Raw genomic sequence first — 17,764 nt, forward strand, 5'->3', positions numbered from 1 at the left:
ACGATTTGCCTTTGTTTTCATCACCATTGTATTCCCAGGGCATTTTTCCTCCTTGCCGGCCTGATCAGCGAGCACTTAAATTTAAACAATTCCCGAGATTCTTGTTTTTTACTGAAGTTCGACATTTGAAACAATTAAGTCACTAACCTGACAAAAGTCAACCCTATTGCCCTAAAGGCATGACATCACAACCCGCCGGTGGAACAAAGGTAAAAAAGGCCGGCGGCAAGGACGGATCAGGACCACTCAACCATTTATAGGAAATATCAATTCGATTGGCAAACAGATCAACCATCATGGTTTCCTGCAGCTGTAGGGAGTCCCGGGCGAACACCATCTTCAACTTTTGAAAAGGCGGCGCCTGATTTTCGGCAAGCGAGCGCAGCTCCACGGTAATCAGTTCATCAATCTCATTTACCGTCAGCTTGAAACCTTGCGGATTAGCCTTGATTTCGGCCAGAAGATTGATGATAATTCGAGCTTCCTTAATTTCCTTGACCGTACCGACCATAACCTGGTTGAGATCGGGGCTGTGATACCAGAGGGTTGCGCCATCGGAAACCAGCAGCTGTTTCTCCGGCAGCTGATACTCCCAGCGCATCTTGTCCGGACCCTGAATCCAGATCAAGCCCAGACTTAATACCGTTTCATCGGTATCGGCGTAGGTTGTTTTCTGGGTGAACCGCCCATTAAAAACCTTTTCCTGCCGGAACTGATGCCGAATCCGGGCAAGCAGAGCAGCGGTTTCCGGCGGCTCCGGAGCTTTTTCCGTTTCCGTCCCCCAGACGAAGCCCGGCAACAGACTCGCCAGAAAAATCATGACCAGGCAAAGGCGAAAACTGCTTTTGCGTTTAAACGTCAAAATAAAACTCTTTTCCGGCATGTTCCACTCTCCGCAAGGCTGATACGTCAAGACCTTCAAGGGGCTTTTGCGCTCAGCAAAAGTTATACATCAAGATTAAAAACCCGACCGCAATTGGCCGAAGTTCTGGCGGCGACCTCTTCCGGGTCAAGTTTTTTCAGACCGGCCACGGCTGCGGCCACATATCCAACATAGGCCGGTTCGTTGCGTTTGCCGCGATACGGCACCGGGCTCAGGAAAGGGGCGTCGGTTTCCAACAAAAGATCATCAAGGCTGAGTTTTCTCGCCACCTCGGCCTGAACCTGGCTGCGCGGATAAGTAATGGTTCCCGGCAAGGAAATAGCAAACCCCAGATCGACAAAACGCCGGGCCCAATCGTAATCGGCTGAAAAACAGTGAATGACGCCTCCGTGCCGATAGCCCGATTCCGCCCGAATCAGATCGTAGACCTCCTGATGCGCCTCGCGGTCATGAATAATCACCGGCAGACCCAGTTCCCCGGCAAGATTAAGCTGGCGAGCAAAGGCTCGGCGCTGTACCGGACGGGGCGAATGGTCTCGGTAAAAATCAAGGCCGATTTCCCCATAGGCCACTACCTTCTCGGCTGCGGCCAGAGATGATAACCGAGAATAAAGGGTCTCGTCGGCGCTTTGGCTGTCATGCGGATGAATACCGATCGCCGCGTAGATACCGGGGTACTTGTGGGCCAGTTCCAGAGCCCGAATGGAATCGTTGAGGTCAGTCCCGACAACCAGCATTCCTTCCACCCCGGCCATCTGAGCCCTGGCAATCACGGCCTCGAGGTCCTCCGCAAAGGCGCTCAGATTTAAATGACAGTGCGAATCAAACAGGCGCATCCTTAAAAATATCTCAACCCCGTTCACTGGGCTCTTTGAACTGTTCAAATTTTTTGACGAATTCAGCCAGGGCGGCGGCGCTCAGGCGACAGAGTTCGCCGCCTTTTTCGGCACCGGCCCAAGCTGGATCGCCCCAGACGCCGCCAGGCCAGCAGGCCTGCTTGTCACGAACCAGAATATAATCAGGAAAATTCGGAAATTCACGAGGCGAAGTGCCCTTGACCAATTTCGGGAAAAGGTACTGAATCCGAGAGGTTTCGACCTCGCCGGCATGAGCGTCGCCCAAGGTTTGAATCAGCTCTCGACCCGCCTGCAGACAAAAATCATACTCATTGATTACCGCCACGCGAATATCAGTAAAAGCCGTCAGCATCTCTTCTCCGACCTCAACTAAGGCTCCGATATGGGTTTTGCCGGCATGACCGGAGATCAGAATGAAATTCCTCAGCCCTTGTTTGTAATAACCCCTGATCAGGTCTCGAACCAAAGCGCGAAAACTATCCGGCCCGACGCCCACGGTTCCCGGATGCTCGGAAGTACTGCGGCAGATGCCATAGTGCAGCGGGGGCGCGACAAAGGTCGCATGTAGAGCGGCCGCCATCTTCACGACCGCGTCAACCTGCATGGTATCGGTATCCAGAGGCAAATGTCGGCCATGCTCCTCGGTCGAACCAAAAGGCAGAAAAATCGTGCGGGTCCGCTCCAGGCCGGCAGCAAATTCGGTCATGGTCATTTCAGCGATAATCAAATCTTTCACCTGATGTTCATGCAATTGAAAAAATTTTCCCTTGTAAGGGCAATCCTTCGGCACCGGGCTTTGGTAGCAGAACTTAGCGAAAGAGACAACCTTAAAATGAAAATGGGAATATGTTGGCGGCAATCAGCGACAATTTTTAGTGACGGTTGGTTTACAGCAACTATCCATGTCAATTTTATGTTTTACGCGTTTAGACCGGAAATCATACGGAAGCGATCATTTTTCTTTTCCTTATTCATTACCAAAGTATTCTAGATTGTTATTGCAGTCCGGCCGGAGCTATGATAATGAGCGCCCTTAATTTTATTTTCGGTCGTCCGCGAAAAACAAAAACGATTAATTTAAATTTGCAGAACATGCCGGAGAGAGCTATGCTTACCCTGTCGTCCCGTGTCCAAGAAATCAAACCCTCCCCGACCCTGGCCATCGACGCCAAAGCCAAGGCCCTACAGTCGGAAGGAGTTGATGTCGTCAATTTCGGCGCCGGTGAGCCCGACTTCGACACCCCGGACAATATTAAAGAAGCCGGAATCAAGGCCATTCGCGACGGCTTCACCAACTATACTCCGGTCCCTGGAATTCCCCAGCTCAGAAAGGCCATCGCCGCCAAGCTTAAACGCGAAAACCGGCTGGATTACCAGATGGAGGAGATTATCGTCTCCTGCGGGGGCAAACATTCATTCTACAATCTGGCTCAGGCTCTGCTCAATCCCGGGGATGAAGTCGTCATTCCGGCTCCGTACTGGGTTTCCTACCCCCCCATGGTTTCGCTGGCGGGCGGGGTGCCGGTGATTATCGCAACCGGCGAGGAAACCTCATTCAAGATTTCAGCCGCACAACTGGCAAAGGCCATCACCCCGAGGACCCGGGCGGTGGTTATCAACTCTCCTTCCAATCCCACCGGTGCGGCCTATACCTTCGCCGAACTTAAAGCCTTGGCGGAAGTGGTGGTGGAAAATGACATTCTTCTGATCAGCGACGAAATTTATGAACATATCGTCTACGATAATTTTTCACAGCACAGCCCGGCTGAGATCAGTCCCGAGGTTAGGCGGCGCTGTATTATTATCAACGGAGCCTCGAAGTCGTACTCCATGACCGGCTGGCGTATCGGTTTTACGGCCGGTCCCGCACCCTTGATTGCGGCCATGAACAAAATCCAGAGTCAGAGCACCTCGAATCCGACCTCGATTTCTCAGATGGCGGCGCTTGAGGCCTACAACGGACCTCAGGACTATGTCAAGAACGTGCTGTCCCATTTCACCGAACGCCGCGCTTTCATCGTCAAGGCGTTAAATGAAATCCCCGGAGTCACTTGTTTCAATCCTCAGGGCGCGTTCTATGTCTTTCCCGGGGTCAAGGGTCTGCTGGGGCGCAGCTGTAAGGGGCGGCTCATCGACAGTTCCCTGACCCTGTGCGAATTGCTGCTGGATGAGGCCAGAATAGCGGCCGTCCCCGGTGAAGCCTTCGGAGCTCCCGGCTACATGCGCCTGTCGTATGCGACATCCATGGAAAATATCACCAAGGGAATCGAACGCTTATCAAACTTTGTTAAAGTTTTAGCCTAATTAAACCCTCAGTTGAAATGGGGTCGGAATGAAATTGGATCAATTACATTCCGACCCCATTTTCTTGCATTTATTTGAAAAGTCACCCAGCCTATGATTACAGTTACCGGTTTAAGTAAAAGCTTCGGCGGCCAGAACCTGTTTACCGACGTCAATCTCCAGTTCGACCCGAATCATCGCTATGGCATTGTCGGTCCCAACGGGGCCGGCAAGTCAACCTTCCTAAGAATCCTCTGCGGCCAGGAAAGTTTTGACAAGGGAAGCGTCAGCCTGCCGGCGAAAATGCGGGTCGGCACCCTCAACCAGGATCATTTCGCCTTTGAGGATATGGCCCTGGTTGATGTTGTCATGCGTGGTCAACCCCAACTTTTTCATGCCTTTGCCGACAAGGAAAAACTTCTCGAACAATCCGAACCCGATCCGCAAAAGATTATAGAACTAGAGGAAATCATTCAACACTATGACGGCTATCAGGCCGAAAGCCGCATCGCCCAGATGCTTGAAGGTCTGGGCATCGCCACCTCCTATCATACCCAGCCGATGCGGGTTTTATCGGGTGGTTACAAGCTCAGGGTGTTGCTCGCTCAATGCCTTTTCAGCCAACCCGAAGTGCTGCTCCTGGACGAGCCCACCAACCATCTCGATATTGCCTCGGTCGGCTGGCTCGAAGATTATCTGTCCGAATACCGGGGCACGGTAATTGTCGTCTCTCATGACCGCGATTTTATCAACCGGGTCTCAACCGATATTGCCGATATCGATTACGAAACCATCAAGATTTACTCCGGCAACTACGATTTCTATTTGAGAGCCCGGGAACAGGAAGATCAACTGCGCCGCCAGGAATCCGACAAGGCGGAGAAAAAGATCAACGAGCTCCAGACCTTTGTCACTCGTTTCAAGGGCAAGGCCAGCAAGGCCCGACAGGCTCAGAGCAAACTCAAACAGATCAACCGCATGGAAAAAGATCTGGTCAAACCCCTCTACTCCTCCCGGGCTCACCCGCGCATTTCTTTTACCTGCTGTCGGCCTTCTGGCAAAACCGTGCTTGAGGTTAAAAATATCAGCAAGGCCTACGGCGAAAAAAAGGTGCTCCATGAGGTTTCCCTGACCGTCAACCGGGGACAGAGACTGGCGGTCATCGGCCCTAATGGCATCGGGAAATCAACCCTGTTGAAGATTATCATGGGCGACCTGCAAGCCGACAGCGGGAGTATCGAATGGGGTTACGAGACCTATCCCGAATATTTTTCCCAGGATCACCGGGAACTGATTCCCGTTAACTCCTCTCCTTATGAATATCTTTACAGCTACGGTCCCGGTGAGAGTATCGGCACAATCCGTGGAATTCTCGGCAACCTGCTGTTTTCCGGCGACGATGTCCGTAAATCGACTGCGGCTCTTTCCGGCGGCGAAGCGGCCCGCCTGATTATTGCCAAACTGGTCCTGAAAAAGGGCAATGTTCTGGTTCTCGATGAACCGACCAACCACCTCGACCTGGAATCAATCGAAACCTTTATCGAAGCCCTGATCAAGTTTGAGGGGACGATTATCTTTGTCAGCCATAACCGTTACCTGGTTAACCGGGTGGCGGATCATGTCTTGGAATTGAAAACCGACGGCTATGACCTTTTCCCCGGCACTTATGCAGAATTTCTCGAGCGCGAAGGCTGCGACCATCTCAGCGGCGTTCGTCCCGGCCGAAATCGCCAGGGTCCCGGTCGGATTCCGGAAAACAAGTCCGGCCCTCAGACCGTTTCCCCTGCGCCTGAGGAACCCAGGACTCCCCCCCGTTTTCAGGTCTCTGGCAGAGACCAGGAAAAGCGTAAGAAGCTTAAGCAGCAGATCAATGCCCTGCAAAAGGAAAGCGCTGCCGCCGAAAGCCTTTGCGAAAAGCTTGAGGTAGAAAAGGAGCGTTTCAATCAAATCTTTTCCCGACCGGATTACTATGCTGAAACCCCGCCGGAAAAAATCAAACAAAATGCGGCCGAGAAGAAAGAATGTGAAGAAAAATTGAGCTGGGCCTATCGTAAATGGGAGAAGCTCAACCAGGAAATTGAAAGCCTGACAAGGATGATGGACCCGGAATGAGTTGTTTCAAAAGGATAACCGCCGGGCTTGAACATGAGTGAATCAATCACCCGCCCCCACAAACTGATCCCCGACCCGGCTCTCCACATCATTCTCTATGAGCCTGAAATTCCGGCCAATACCGGCAATATCGCCCGCCTCTGCGCCGCCGCCGAGCTGCCTTTACATCTGATTCATCCTCTGGGCTTTAAGACCGATGATCGCCATCTCAAAAGAGCCGGACTTGATTACTGGTCCGAGGTCGATGTGCGCGAGCATCACGATTTTGACAGTTTCCTTCAGTTTTGGTATAGTACTACCATCCCTACGGGCAATGCTGAAAGCCATGCCTTGCTTTTTGCCCTGAGCGCCCGGGCCGCGACCCCCTACAACCGGGCAAAAGATTTCAAACGCGGCAGCGGCCTCATTTTCGGCCCGGAGACCCGTGGTCTTTCTCTATCCCTGATGGACCGCTATCCTACCTTGACGATTCCGATGTGGGGGCGGGTCAGAAGTATCAACCTGTCCACCTCGGTCGGCATCGTCGCCTACCATTTTCTGCAGCAGCTCAATCTTTTTTAATTCTTTTGACCTAGGTCAAGGAATAAAATTCAAGTTCCCGGTAAACCAGAACAAAAGCAATCAACTTTCGATCCAATTCTTAACTGAATAACAAGGAGGAAGTCACCATGTTCTGTTTTCAATGTCAGGAAACCGCCAAAAATCAGGGTTGTACAATCAGGGGCGTCTGCGGCAAACCGGAAGAAACCGCCAATCTTCAGGATCTGCTGATTCATGTGCTTAAAGGAATCGCGGTTTACGGGGAAAAGCTCGAAGCCTTTAGCGGCGACTATAATGAAACCGCGCTGTTTACGGCCAAGGCGCTGTTTGCCACCATCACCAATGCCAACTGGGATGATCGGAGTTTTATCGCGCTGATCAACGAAGCCCTGCAACGCCGCGACCGTCTGCGGCAGTCTTTCCTGAAAGCCTGGAAAGAAAAAAACGCTTGTGATTTTAACGAAGACCTGCCGGATGCCGCGACCTGGCGGGGAGAAACCGACACCTTTGCCGAAAAAGCCAAAAGTGTCGGAGTGCTGGCAACCGCCAATGAGGATGTACGTTCCCTGCGCGAACTTTTGGTCATCGGTCTCAAAGGAATTGCGGCTTATGCCGATCATGCCGCGGTTTTGGGCTTTGAGGATCGGGAAATTTACCGCTTTATCATGGAAGCCCTGGCTTCCACCACCAAGGATCTGAGCGTTGATGAAATGGTCGGACTGGTTATGAAAGCCGGGGAAATTTCCGTCAAAACCATGGCCTTGCTTGATCAAGCCAACACCGAGAGCTACGGCCATCCGGAAATCTCCGAGGTCAACCTGGGCGTGCGTAACCGTCCCGGCATTTTGATCAGCGGCCATGATTTAAAGGATATGGATGAACTTCTCAAGCAGACCGAAGGCAGCGGCGTCGATGTCTACACCCATGGCGAGATGCTGCCGGCCAACTATTATCCGGCCTTCAAGAAATACGATCATTTCGTCGGCAACTACGGCGGTTCCTGGTGGCATCAGAATCAGGAATTCGAATCCTTTAACGGCCCGATTCTGCTGACCACCAACTGCCTGGTTCCCCTGAAAAAAGAAAACACCTATCTCGATCGCCTCTTTACGACCGGAGTGGTCGGCTATGTCGGGGCGACCCATATTGCCGAGCGTCCGACCGGCGGCAGCAAGGATTTTTCAGCCCTGATTGAAAGGGCTAAAGCCTGCCCGGCTCCGACCGAGATCGAGACCGGCAAGATAGTCGGTGGTTTTGCTCACAATCAGGTCCTGGCTCTGGCCGACAAAGTCGTGGCCGCAGTAAAATCCGGCGCGATCAAACGCTTTATCGTCATGGCCGGCTGTGACGGCCGCCAGAAAAGCCGAAGCTACTATACCGAAGTCGCGGAAAAACTGCCCGCGGATACGGTAATTCTGACCGCCGGCTGCGCCAAGTACCGCTACAACAAGCTTGAACTCGGCGATATCGGCGGCATTCCCCGCATTCTTGACGCGGGTCAGTGCAATGACTCCTATTCTCTGGCTGTCATCGCCATCAAATTAAAAGAGGTTTTCGGCCTGGACGATATCAATCAACTGCCGATCTCTTATGATATTGCCTGGTATGAGCAAAAAGCTGTGGCGGTTCTGCTCGCCCTGCTCTTTCTTGGCGTCAAGGGTATTCGCCTGGGGCCCACCCTGCCGGCCTTCCTTTCACCCAATGTCGCCAAGGTGTTGGTTGAAAAATTTGCCATCAAACCTATCGACACGGTCGACAACGACATCGCCGCCATGATGCAGGGTCAATAAGGTTCAATTTTAATCCTGGTTCCACAAAAAAACGCCGTCGGTTTTTTCCAAAAAAACCGACGGCGTTTTTTTGTGGATTTACATTTATAACTCTCAAGTAAGCCGGTTTTAAAGGGGAACACGACGAAAGCTCTCGAATCGTTGCGTAAAACCACTGGCTCACTTTTGGGGTTGCAAATCAGCAGAGCAATTACTTACATTTTTATCTTGCACCTACCCCGCCATCTGTTATACCGTCGAGCCTAAAAGCTTAAGTGCGCCTTCGAAGATCATAAAACATCGGATTCAAGTTTCATGGCGCCAGAATGAATAAAAGGCCTTCTACTGAAAGGGCAAAAATTTACCTGGCCATGAACAATCCGGAGTCTTTTATCAGCCGGCTACCCTGGGTTTTACTTCTATCCTCGGTTTTCCTGCTCAACTTTCTCGCCCGAATCCTCTTCTCACCTCTGCTTCCCGCCATTGAGACCGAATTTAATATCGGTCACGCGGCCGCCGCATCATTATTTGTTTATCTTTCCGGCGGCTATTTTGCCGCCCTGCTGGGATCGGGTTTCCTCTCGGCGCGCATCCCTCATCGTCTGATCCTGAGCGGCAGCGCGGTCGGGGTCGGAGTAATTTTACTCCTGGGCGCAAGCAGCCAGAGCCTGGCTTACTTGCGCCTGACCGCCCTCTGCCTCGGCTTGGTCTGCGGACCTTACCTGCCCAGCGCCATCGCCACTCTGACCGACACGGTTCCTCACCAGCACTGGGGAAAAGCCCTGGCCATTCATGAATTGGCGCCGAATCTTGCTTTCACCATGGCCCCGGTAATCACTGCGTGCCTGCTGTCACAGGTTTCCTGGCGCTGGGTTTTGGTCGGCCCCGGAATGATCTCGATCTTGATGGGCATCCTGTTTCTCCGGTTCGGCTCTGGAGGCCAATTCTGCGGACAACCACCTCGTTTTGCCATTTGTCGCAGTTTGTTTGCGGTGCCGACTTTCTGGATCATCGTTCTTCTGTTTACTCTCGGCATCAGTGCCACCATGGGTCTTTTTAATATCCTGCCGGCCTATCTGGTCAGTCATTTCGGTATGTCCACCACCTCCGCCAACACCCTGGCAAGTCTTTCACGCGTTCTGACCCTCGTCACGGTTTTTTTCGGGGGGTGGGCCACGGATCACCTTGGCCCCCGCCGCACCCTGATAGTGGTTCTTGGCATCACCGGTATGCTGACGGCGGCCCTGGGCCTGGTACCGGTTTCGGCGCTGGTCATGGCCAAGACGCTGGTCTTTTTACAGCCGTTACTGGCGGTGGTTTTTTTCCCGGCCGGCTTTGCGATTATTGCCGGAGTGGCGCCGGCGGAAAACCGAAATCTCGCGGTTTCTCTGGTGGTGGCCTTGGCCTTTCTGCTCGGAGGAGGTTTTGCCCCCTATGTCGTCGGCATCTGCGGCGATGCCGGACACTTCAGCTGGGGCATTTTCCTACTGGGTTGCCTGGTTTTTTCAGGGGCTCTGGTGGCCCCTTTTCTCCCGCGACAACCATAAGAACACCTGTCAGTCAACGACAACAGGACAGGAAACCAAGACTTTCCTGCAAAATCAGAGCGAAGCTATTACCCTGGTGAAGGTGGTCGGTTTTCTTTAATTTTCAGCGAAAAAAGGGCTTGACTTTTATAAGATTGGTAGGTAGCGACAATTTTTTTCTCTTGAAATTTTAATAAATTACCATGCGGATAGGGTTTTTTCGAAAATGAAAAATGCCGCCATCGGAGTGTTTGATTCAGGGGTGGGAGGCTTGTCCGTGCTGCGCGAGATTCGCAAGCTACTGCCCAGAGAAGATTTATTTTACATCGCCGACTCCGGAGCCGGACCGTATGGCGATCAATCTGGGGAGTTCATTCAGGAAAGGGTACATGTGCTTGCCGATTTCCTGCTCACCAAAAAGGTCAAGTCCCTGGTTGTCGCCTGCAATACCGCGACGACGGTGGCGATTCAATCCCTGCGCATGAGGTTGAGCCTTCCCATTATCGCGATTGAACCTGCGGTCAAACCGGCGGTCGAGCTTACCAGGTCTGGAATTGTCGGCATTCTTGCCACCAGTCGCACGCTGACCAGCCGGCGATTTCAGAGCCTGGTCGAGGATTACGGCAACGGCACGAAGTTTCTTCTGCAGCCTTGTCCCGGGCTGATGGAGCAGGTCGAAAAAGGAGAACTGGAGAGCGTTAAGACTTATGAACTGACAGCCCGTTATCTATCACCTCTGTTGGAACAGGGGGCCGATACCATCGTTCTCGGCTGCACCCACTATCCGTTCCTGCTTCCGGTTATCAAAAAGCTTACCGGGCCGGATATCTCCATCATTGACCCGGCCGTGGCTGTCGCCCGGCAGCTTTATCGCCGCTTGGAAACCTGCAATCTACTTTCGTCTGGGGAAGTCCCAGGGGTTGAGTGCTTCTGGACCAGCGGTATTCTTCCTGGCGTGAAGCCCCTGATCGCCCAGATCTGGGGCAAGGAAACGCTGGTTTGTGCCCTGCCCTCTTGCCCACAGCCATAAAAAGTGGATGCCGGGGCAAGGATAATAATGCGCTAACGATTCAGCGTCGTTGATTTCAGCTTTTCCCCAGAAATTCCGAAAACAACCAGCGCTTGCACGGGCTTATTTGGAAGTCACAAAATTCGAAGCTTAACGATTGCCCAGTGGAATCCCGAACTCTCGATAGATGCGAAAGAAGAAATGAGGATATTTTTCTGGACAGTCGCAATAAGGCAGGCCGCTTTTCGGCTCAAGTCTTTCCAGTTCACCAAAAATCTTATCTGTAGCGCTGGGATCAAAAGCATAGATCAAATCGGGATGAATCCAGCAGCCTTCCCAGGGGATAAAACGACCCGCCAGAATCCAGTCATCATCCGCGACCCGGGCCAGCACGACTTCATCCAGAACCAGCTTCTCCTGATTTTCCAGCAGCGGCTCCAGGTCAAGAAAACGACGCTCACGCCGGGCTTTTACGCGAAACAGGGAAAAGTGGTTTTCCTTAAGATAGGCTTCCAATAGACGGCGCTGCAGGGCCGGGAAAAAATCGTCATTCTGTTTTTCCAGAAAGACTTCCACCGGATGTCGTCCTTCAAGTTTCTCCCGAAAAATAAGAAGATCAACCAAAGCACTGGTATCGCCATCCTTTTCCAGTTTCAGTTTGCCGTCCCGGCCCAGTAAGCCGAGTTCTTGGGCGACCCGGGCAATGATCTTACCATCAAAAAGTTTGGCCACCGCCGTGTTGACCTTGGCTATACGCTGGCGCAACTGATGATGCTCGCGTTGTTCGCGTCGGAAAAGCAACATGTAAAAACCCTGATAAAATCGCCGGTTTCAAAAAACGGGACTTGGCAAAGACAGGCCGGCTCCGCTTGAAACTATCTTTTTATAGCTTAAACATCTCCCGATGGCCAGCATATTTTTCCCGCAGCTTGGGTTTCTCAATCTTGCCGGTGGGATTGCGGGGCACATCATCAAAAAAGAAATGCCGCGGTCTTTTGTAGCGAGGCAGATCGAGACAAAATTTCTCCAGCTCATCTTTCTGCAGGCGGCGACCGGGTTTGAGCTCCACAATGGCCGCGACGATTTCGCCCAGACGATCGTCCGGCAAGCCGATAACCGCGACATCGTTAATATCGTTATGCCCCTGGAGAAAATCCTCTATTTCGACGGGAAAAATATTTTCCCCGCCGGTGATAATTATATCTTTCTTGCGATCGACCAGAAAGATAAAACCATCCTCATCCATGCGGGCGATATCGCCGGTATGAAGCCAGCCGTCTCGCAAAGCGTTAGCGGTCTCGGCCTGATTTTTAAAATATTCGCGCATGATTCCCGGCCCCCGCACCACCAGCTCTCCGATCTCGCCTTGAGGCTGCGGCCGATCTTGAGCATCGACGATACGGCACTCCCAATCAAAACCGGGAATGCCGATGGCCCCCACCTTATGAGTATTGCCCATGCCCAAATGAACACAGCCGGGGCCCGTCGATTCACTTAAACCATAATTCGTGTCATACTGATGAGCCGGAAAGACCTTGAGCCATTCGCGAATCAGGCTCGGTGGTACCGGCTGGGCTCCGATATGCATCAGCCGCCATTGACCAAGTTCATAGTTATTCAGATCGACCGCGCCGCTTTCAATCGCAGTCAGAATATCCTGGGCCCAAGGCACCAGAAGCCAGACAATCGTTCCCTTTTCTTCCGAAACCGCTTCAAGAATCCATTCCGGCTTGGCTCCTTTTAAAATCACGGCTTTTGCCCCAACAATAAAATTACCGAACCAGTGCATCTTGGCTCCGGTATGATATAGTGGCGGAATCAGAATGAAGTTATCTGCATGGGTCTGAAGATGGTGACGGTTCTCAACAATGCAGGCCGCCTCAAGATTGCCGTGCGTGAGCAGAATCGGCTTGGGCAGACCAGTGGTTCCCGAAGTAAAATAAAGGGCGGCGCTTTCATCTGCCTGCAATTTCACAGCGGGATTTTCACTGCTTTGTGAATCCAGGAGTTCGAGATAGTTCTCGCTGCCTTGAAGGTCACTGAGGCCGAGGGTGAAAAAATGTTTAACTCCCGGCAAACGCTCTTTAATGGCGCCAATCCTGGCAAAAAATTCCGGGCCGAAAAACAAGGTGTCAGCTTCGGAGACTTCAAGGCAATGCCTGATGTTTTCGCTGTCAAAACGAAAATTAAGCGGCACCACCCAGGCACCGCTGCGTAAAATACCGAAATAAAGCGGCAGCCATTCCAGTCCATTCATGAGCAGATGAGCCACCCGGCTACCGGAGCCAACTCCTCGGGAACGCAACAAATTAGCGATCTGGTTGGCTTGTCGGTCAAACTCCAGCCAGCTGATCTCGCGCCGCCGCTTGTTCTCCGGATCTCTTTCAATCAGAGCCGTTTCCTGCTCGTACATCCGCCCGTTACGGGCCAGAATCTCAGTGATCAGCATAAAACAATCTTCCTTTCCTGTCCCGGGAAAACCGGGTTTACAACTTAACCGATCTCATGAAGTATACTAACCTTCTGCAAACAGCAAAATCCAGACCCGGCAAAAAGAAAAACAGATCGGCAAAAGAATCTCTTTTTTACGAAAAACCCACAACAATGTCCAGGACCAAGTCGACAGGAATAGAGGTTATTTTACCGGCCGGCGGTAATTTTTCCCCTTTCAGGACGGGTTCCGGCTTGAGCAGATAATCCCTTGCACGATTAATGGTTGCCAAACAGCCATGATCTGAGGTAAAGCAAAACAATTGTCGATAGCCATTTAAAGCCTAGTTCTATTACCGGAAAAGTCATGGAAGCGATACGGATCAGAGTTAAACGGACCAGTTATCTGAACCGTGACAACGGCTATGTCGTGTTCAAAGGTGACAGCAGCAGGCGGCCGGTAACTGCAGTTGGCTACCTACCGGAAGCCCTTGACGGCAGCAAACTCAGCGGAATCGATTTCGAACTTACCGGGACCTGGGAGATGAGTAAATTCGGTCGCCAGTTCGCCTTTTCCCAAGCTCGGCTGCTCAGCAACCAGATGTTTTATTTCCTCGCCAAGGTTGTCAAAGGGGTTGGCGATAAACTTGCCGTTCGACTCCTTGAGCATTACGGAGAAAAAAAACTGGTTGCCATCTTGGAACATGAACCGGAAAAGCTGCTTGAATTCAAGGGGATCAAGGAAAAAAAGCTAAGCCAGATTAAAACTTCCTGGGAAAAGCAGAAAAAGCTGCGCGCCCTCTCGGAATTTCTCCTGCCCCACGGCATCACCCCCAACCTTTTGGTCCGTATTTTTAATAGTTTTGGAGATGATGCCGCCAGAAAGGTGCGCGACACCCCCTACTCGTTAACCGAGATTCGCGGCATCGGTTTCAAAACCGCCGACGGCATCGCCCGCAAACTAGGTTTATCCTATACTGCGCCGGAACGTATCGAGGCCGCAATTTATCATCTTCTGCTCGAAGCCGGCGAGCAGGATGGACATACCTATCTCCAGCCTGAAACCCTCTACCGGCAACTCGACGAGCTCCTGCAAGACGAGGAGGCGGAAAAAGAAAGACTGGACCGGAAGATATTTATCGAGGTTATTGAGCGGCTTTTCGCAACCAACAAACTGGTGCTTGAAGGAAACCAGCGGGTAGCCCTAAAAGCCTTTCATTATGTAGAAAATTATCTGAAAAATTTCTTCTTGCGGAAATCAGAAAAACGATTCGCGCCGCTGCTTACCACGGAAGGGATCGATAATTTCATCGCCGAGCAGGAAAAACGTCTTAATTTCCAGCTCGCGCCGCAACAACGCCGGGCGGTCGCCATGATCGGCGGCGCCACCAGCCGGCTTTATGCCCTGTCTGGTTACGCCGGAACCGGCAAATCAACCATCTCAAGAACCATTCTGGATCTTCTCGGTCAATATTTTTGCGAGCGCCGGGAAATTGTCTGTTGCGCCTTTACCGGCATGGCCGCGGCCCGGATTCGCAAGTTGACCGGTTATCAGGCCTATACCATTCACGCCTTGCTCAAATACCAGGGCGACAACCGTTTTGAACACGACCGTGACCGTCCCCTGCCCTACAAGGTTATCCTTCTGGATGAAGCCGGCATGGTCAACAGTCAGATTTTCTACCGCCTGGCCCTGGCGATTCCGGAAACAACCCTGTTGATCATGGTCGGCGATCCGGCTCAGCTGCCGCCGATCGGGGCCGGCAATGTGTTTGCCGATATCCTGAACAAAAGCTGGCTTAACCGGATCAGTCTTGACCAGATTTTTCGCCAGAGCGAGGATTCCGTCCTGGTTTATTTCGCCAACCTTATCCGAACCGGGGAGATACCTCCAGACTACGAGCGACACTACCAGGATTTTGTCTATATAAAAGAGGATATTCCCAACTATTTTCAGCTAAAAAAAGAGCTTCCGGAAAAGGAGCTCCAGGAAATCAGAAACCATTGTAACGAAAAAATCCGCGAACTTATCCTCGAACTCGCGCGTAAGGCGGTCAGTCGCCTGCAATTTCCCACCTGGGATTTTCAGGTTTTAACCCCGGTGCGACGCGGCCCCCTGGGGACCGAGGTGCTCAACCACCAATTGCAACAGGTATTCAATCCCCAGAGTCCCTGCCAGACCGAACGCTTCGGGACGACATTCAAGGTTGACGATAAAGTGGTCCATCTGCAAAACAAGGACATGGAATGCGCTTCCTATCATTCGGGCTGCGACCTGAAACAGCTTTCCTCCTGGCGGCGCCAGCGTATTTTTAATGGTTATGTCGGCATTATCAAGGGAATGGATCTCGAACGGGAACTCTTTTATGTCGTCTATCCTGGCCCCCTGGTCGTGCGCTACAATTTTGACCACATCCGCGACATCATTGACCTGGCTTACTGTCTGACCGTGCATAAAGCCCAAGGCAGTCAGTATAAATATGTCGCCATCCCTCTGAGCAACAGCCACTTCATGATGCTTAACAACAAATGGTTTTACACGGCCATTACCCGGGCGGAAAAAAAAGTTTATCTGGTCGGCCAGGAATTTGCCTTGAAGCGCGGCTGCACCAACAGCGAAACCATGCTCCGCAATACCTTCCTGGCGCTCGCTGAAACAAATGATCAACAAGGAGAATAAGATGCCGTTAAACAAAAAAACCATCAATAAAGTCCTGGGACGATTGCTGCTCAGCGTCGGCATTTTATTTCTTTTCTATGTCGCCTATATGTATTACCGATATTTCTTTACCCATTGGCAGCCTTCGTAATCAAGGGAGGGCCGGTCTTTTTACGCCGTTTTATCGACAATCTCAGGGTTTGCTGCAACCAGAATTTTCAACGGATATCTTATGCGACAAAATGGAAGCAAAGAGGAATTCTTCAGTTCCGAAGACCACGATCTTCTGAGCGCCAATCATTTAGGCGGTTTCGACCTTTTATGGCGGGCTCGGCTGCAGTGGTTTGAGGCGCCCAACTATCGCCGCTCGGGCTGGAGCGGGGCGGCCCGCCATCAATTGCTCGGCGTGGACGGTAAAAAGATTGGAGTTTTCATAAAACGCCAGGAAAATCATCTGCGCCGAACCTGGAGAAACCCGACCGGCGTGCCGACCTTCAGGGTTGAGTGGGAAAACCTGAAGAAACTCACCCATTACGGGATTCCGGTCCCCCTTCCCCTGTATTATGGAGAGCGGGAGTTCGAAGGACGACCTCAGGCGATCCTCATTACCTACGAGCTGACAGGCTTCAGCGCCCTGGATGAATGGCTGCAGGAACATCCCGCCGACCGGAGCCGACGGGCCTTGCTGCCGCCTCTGGCCGACACCATCCGCCGGCTGCACGACCACCGTTTCCGGCACAACTGCCTCTATCCCAAACATATTCTGATTCGCGCTGAAAATGAGGGCGGGCCGTCCACCCCCGAAGTGCGCCTGATCGATCTGGAAAAATCACGGCGGGTCTTTTCCCCCATGGGCGCCCGCATCAGAGACCTTGACAGCCTCTTGCGGCGCTGTCCGCAATGGAGCGAGCACGAAAAAAATCTTTTTCTCAGTTATTATCTGAATGCCGGACTTGAAAAGCTTGACCCGGCAGACCTCGCCGCCCGGCTCGGGCAGTACCCCCTGGTCGAATGGATCAAAAAAAGGATTGCCGTCAAGCAGTCGTAATCGCTTGCCGAAAAAACCTGATCCCTTTTAGTGTCCGGCGAATGAATTTCTCTGCGGTTAATAACTTTTCAATCAATCGTGAGCAGTGATGTCCGATTAGAGATTTGCTAATATTTTTGGTTCATCCACAAAGGAAGGACATAGATTTGGAAAACATTGTCAAGTATATTATTACAAATATTTCAATCCTTTCACTTGTTTCATGGCCTACAAAAAAACTCATAGAGAAATACATCGAAAGCAAGGTCAACCATGAATTAGAGTCTCATAGATTGACTTTACAAAAGGATATGGAGATTTATAAGGAGCAATTATTATTAGGCAGGGCACTGAAAGATCAATTCGTTAAGCGAAATATAGAATTAATGGAGTACCTCGGTGAAATAAGGTCAGCAGTTCAATTTTTGATTAGAGCTCATGGAGAAAAGAACAGCACTGAAATTAAAAGCGAGGGTGTAAAAAAGATTGTGTAAATGGCCATTCAGGGGTACACCGTGACCCCACCCATTAAAAGGAGCTCATATAGCCATTGAAAAAGATCTACTTGACCGCCTGCTTGCTGACTATAAAAAACCCGATGATCTGATCGGAGGAAGCGGATTGTTGAAACAGTTGACCAAGGCCCTTCTGGAAAGAGCACTGGAAACC

General features: G+C 51.6%; 15 protein-coding genes. 10 read left to right on the forward strand and 5 right to left on the reverse strand.

Translation table 11 applies throughout. The features are described 5' to 3' along the window. Positions 1–163: 163 nt before the first annotated feature. The 3 genes from ENN66_10590 to ENN66_10600 form a co-directional block, all read right to left on the reverse strand. Positions 164–883 carry an outer membrane lipoprotein carrier protein LolA gene (locus ENN66_10590; GenBank protein ID HDS17027.1) on the reverse strand — a complete coding sequence of 240 codons (720 nt, stop codon included), beginning with the start codon at positions 881–883 and terminating at the stop codon, positions 164–166. A 62-nt stretch (positions 884–945) separates the two neighbouring features. Continuing rightward, positions 946–1,719 carry a TatD family deoxyribonuclease gene (locus tag ENN66_10595; protein HDS17028.1) on the reverse strand — a complete coding sequence of 258 codons (774 nt, stop codon included), beginning with the start codon at positions 1,717–1,719 and terminating at the stop codon, positions 946–948. A 13-nt stretch (positions 1,720–1,732) separates the two neighbouring features. Further along, a complete protein-coding gene (locus ENN66_10600) occupies positions 1,733–2,467 on the reverse strand; it encodes a creatininase family protein (protein ID HDS17029.1) in 735 nt (244 codons plus the stop codon). A 380-nt stretch (positions 2,468–2,847) separates the two neighbouring features. Here ENN66_10600 and ENN66_10605 point away from each other — a divergent pair, with 380 nt between their 5' ends. The 6 genes from ENN66_10605 to murI all read left to right on the forward strand — a co-directional run bounded on the left by ENN66_10605 (position 2,848) and on the right by murI (position 11,000). After that, on the forward strand, positions 2,848–4,044 hold the full coding sequence (locus ENN66_10605; GenBank protein HDS17030.1) for a pyridoxal phosphate-dependent aminotransferase: 1,197 nt from the start codon (positions 2,848–2,850) through the stop codon (positions 4,042–4,044). A gap of 93 nt (positions 4,045–4,137) precedes the next feature. Beyond that, positions 4,138–6,135, forward strand: a complete 1,998-nt coding sequence (locus tag ENN66_10610) for an ABC transporter ATP-binding protein (protein HDS17031.1) — start codon at positions 4,138–4,140, stop codon at positions 6,133–6,135. A 33-nt stretch (positions 6,136–6,168) separates the two neighbouring features. Further along, positions 6,169–6,696, forward strand: coding sequence for a tRNA (cytidine(34)-2'-O)-methyltransferase (locus ENN66_10615; protein ID HDS17032.1), 528 nt, complete (start codon positions 6,169–6,171; stop codon positions 6,694–6,696). A 107-nt stretch (positions 6,697–6,803) separates the two neighbouring features. Continuing rightward, positions 6,804–8,465: a hydroxylamine reductase gene (locus ENN66_10620; GenBank protein ID HDS17033.1), complete on the forward strand. Its 1,662-nt coding sequence runs from the start codon at positions 6,804–6,806 to the stop codon at positions 8,463–8,465. Positions 8,466–8,770: 305 nt separating this feature from the next. After that, positions 8,771–9,991 (forward strand): MFS transporter, encoded by a 1,221-nt coding sequence (locus ENN66_10625; protein ID HDS17034.1) that lies wholly within the window; start codon positions 8,771–8,773, stop codon positions 9,989–9,991. 205 nt (positions 9,992–10,196) lie between these two features. Then, positions 10,197–11,000 (forward strand): glutamate racemase, encoded by an 804-nt coding sequence (gene murI, locus ENN66_10630; GenBank protein ID HDS17035.1) that lies wholly within the window; start codon positions 10,197–10,199, stop codon positions 10,998–11,000. A 129-nt stretch (positions 11,001–11,129) separates the two neighbouring features. Here the strand turns inward: murI and ENN66_10635 are convergent, their stop codons facing one another. Then, positions 11,130–11,783 (reverse strand): hypothetical protein, encoded by a 654-nt coding sequence (locus tag ENN66_10635; GenBank protein HDS17036.1) that lies wholly within the window; start codon positions 11,781–11,783, stop codon positions 11,130–11,132. Positions 11,784–11,862: 79 nt separating this feature from the next. Next, entirely contained in the window at positions 11,863–13,428 is a 1,566-nt protein-coding gene (locus ENN66_10640; GenBank protein ID HDS17037.1) for a long-chain fatty acid--CoA ligase, read from the reverse strand. A gap of 348 nt (positions 13,429–13,776) precedes the next feature. Here ENN66_10640 and ENN66_10645 point away from each other — a divergent pair, with 348 nt between their 5' ends. From ENN66_10645 to ENN66_10660, 4 genes are all read left to right on the forward strand, one after another. Further along, entirely contained in the window at positions 13,777–16,089 is a 2,313-nt protein-coding gene (locus tag ENN66_10645) for a hypothetical protein (protein ID HDS17038.1), read from the forward strand. Between the two features lie 211 nt (positions 16,090–16,300). After that, positions 16,301–17,116, forward strand: coding sequence for an inaA protein (locus ENN66_10650; GenBank protein HDS17039.1), 816 nt, complete (start codon positions 16,301–16,303; stop codon positions 17,114–17,116). A 146-nt stretch (positions 17,117–17,262) separates the two neighbouring features. After that, complete coding sequence (locus tag ENN66_10655; protein ID HDS17040.1) at positions 17,263–17,589, forward strand: hypothetical protein; 327 nt, start codon at positions 17,263–17,265, stop codon at positions 17,587–17,589. A 49-nt stretch (positions 17,590–17,638) separates the two neighbouring features. Continuing rightward, positions 17,639–17,764 (forward strand): IS256 family transposase (locus tag ENN66_10660; protein ID HDS17041.1); only part of this gene is annotated, 126 nt, incomplete at its 3' end.

The organism is Pseudomonadota bacterium, assembly GCA_011049115.1.
Classification (GTDB): Bacteria; Desulfobacterota; Anaeroferrophillalia; order Anaeroferrophillales; family Tharpellaceae; genus DSCM01.

Coding starts and splice junctions, on each gene's coding strand:
- ENN66_10590 (HDS17027.1), bottom strand. CDS start 883: ATGCCGGAAAAGAGTTTTATTTTGACGTTTAAACGCAAAAGCAGTTTT.
- ENN66_10625 (HDS17034.1), top strand. CDS start 8,771: ATGAATAAAAGGCCTTCTACTGAAAGGGCAAAAATTTACCTGGCCATG.
- ENN66_10605 (HDS17030.1), top strand. CDS start 2,848: ATGCTTACCCTGTCGTCCCGTGTCCAAGAAATCAAACCCTCCCCGACC.
- ENN66_10620 (HDS17033.1), top strand. CDS start 6,804: ATGTTCTGTTTTCAATGTCAGGAAACCGCCAAAAATCAGGGTTGTACA.
- ENN66_10640 (HDS17037.1), bottom strand. CDS start 13,428: ATGCTGATCACTGAGATTCTGGCCCGTAACGGGCGGATGTACGAGCAG.
- ENN66_10610 (HDS17031.1), top strand. CDS start 4,138: ATGATTACAGTTACCGGTTTAAGTAAAAGCTTCGGCGGCCAGAACCTG.
- ENN66_10635 (HDS17036.1), bottom strand. CDS start 11,783: ATGTTGCTTTTCCGACGCGAACAACGCGAGCATCATCAGTTGCGCCAG.
- murI (HDS17035.1), top strand. CDS start 10,197: ATGAAAAATGCCGCCATCGGAGTGTTTGATTCAGGGGTGGGAGGCTTG.
- ENN66_10645 (HDS17038.1), top strand. CDS start 13,777: ATGGAAGCGATACGGATCAGAGTTAAACGGACCAGTTATCTGAACCGT.
- ENN66_10650 (HDS17039.1), top strand. CDS start 16,301: ATGCGACAAAATGGAAGCAAAGAGGAATTCTTCAGTTCCGAAGACCAC.
- ENN66_10595 (HDS17028.1), bottom strand. CDS start 1,719: ATGCGCCTGTTTGATTCGCACTGTCATTTAAATCTGAGCGCCTTTGCG.
- ENN66_10615 (HDS17032.1), top strand. CDS start 6,169: ATGAGTGAATCAATCACCCGCCCCCACAAACTGATCCCCGACCCGGCT.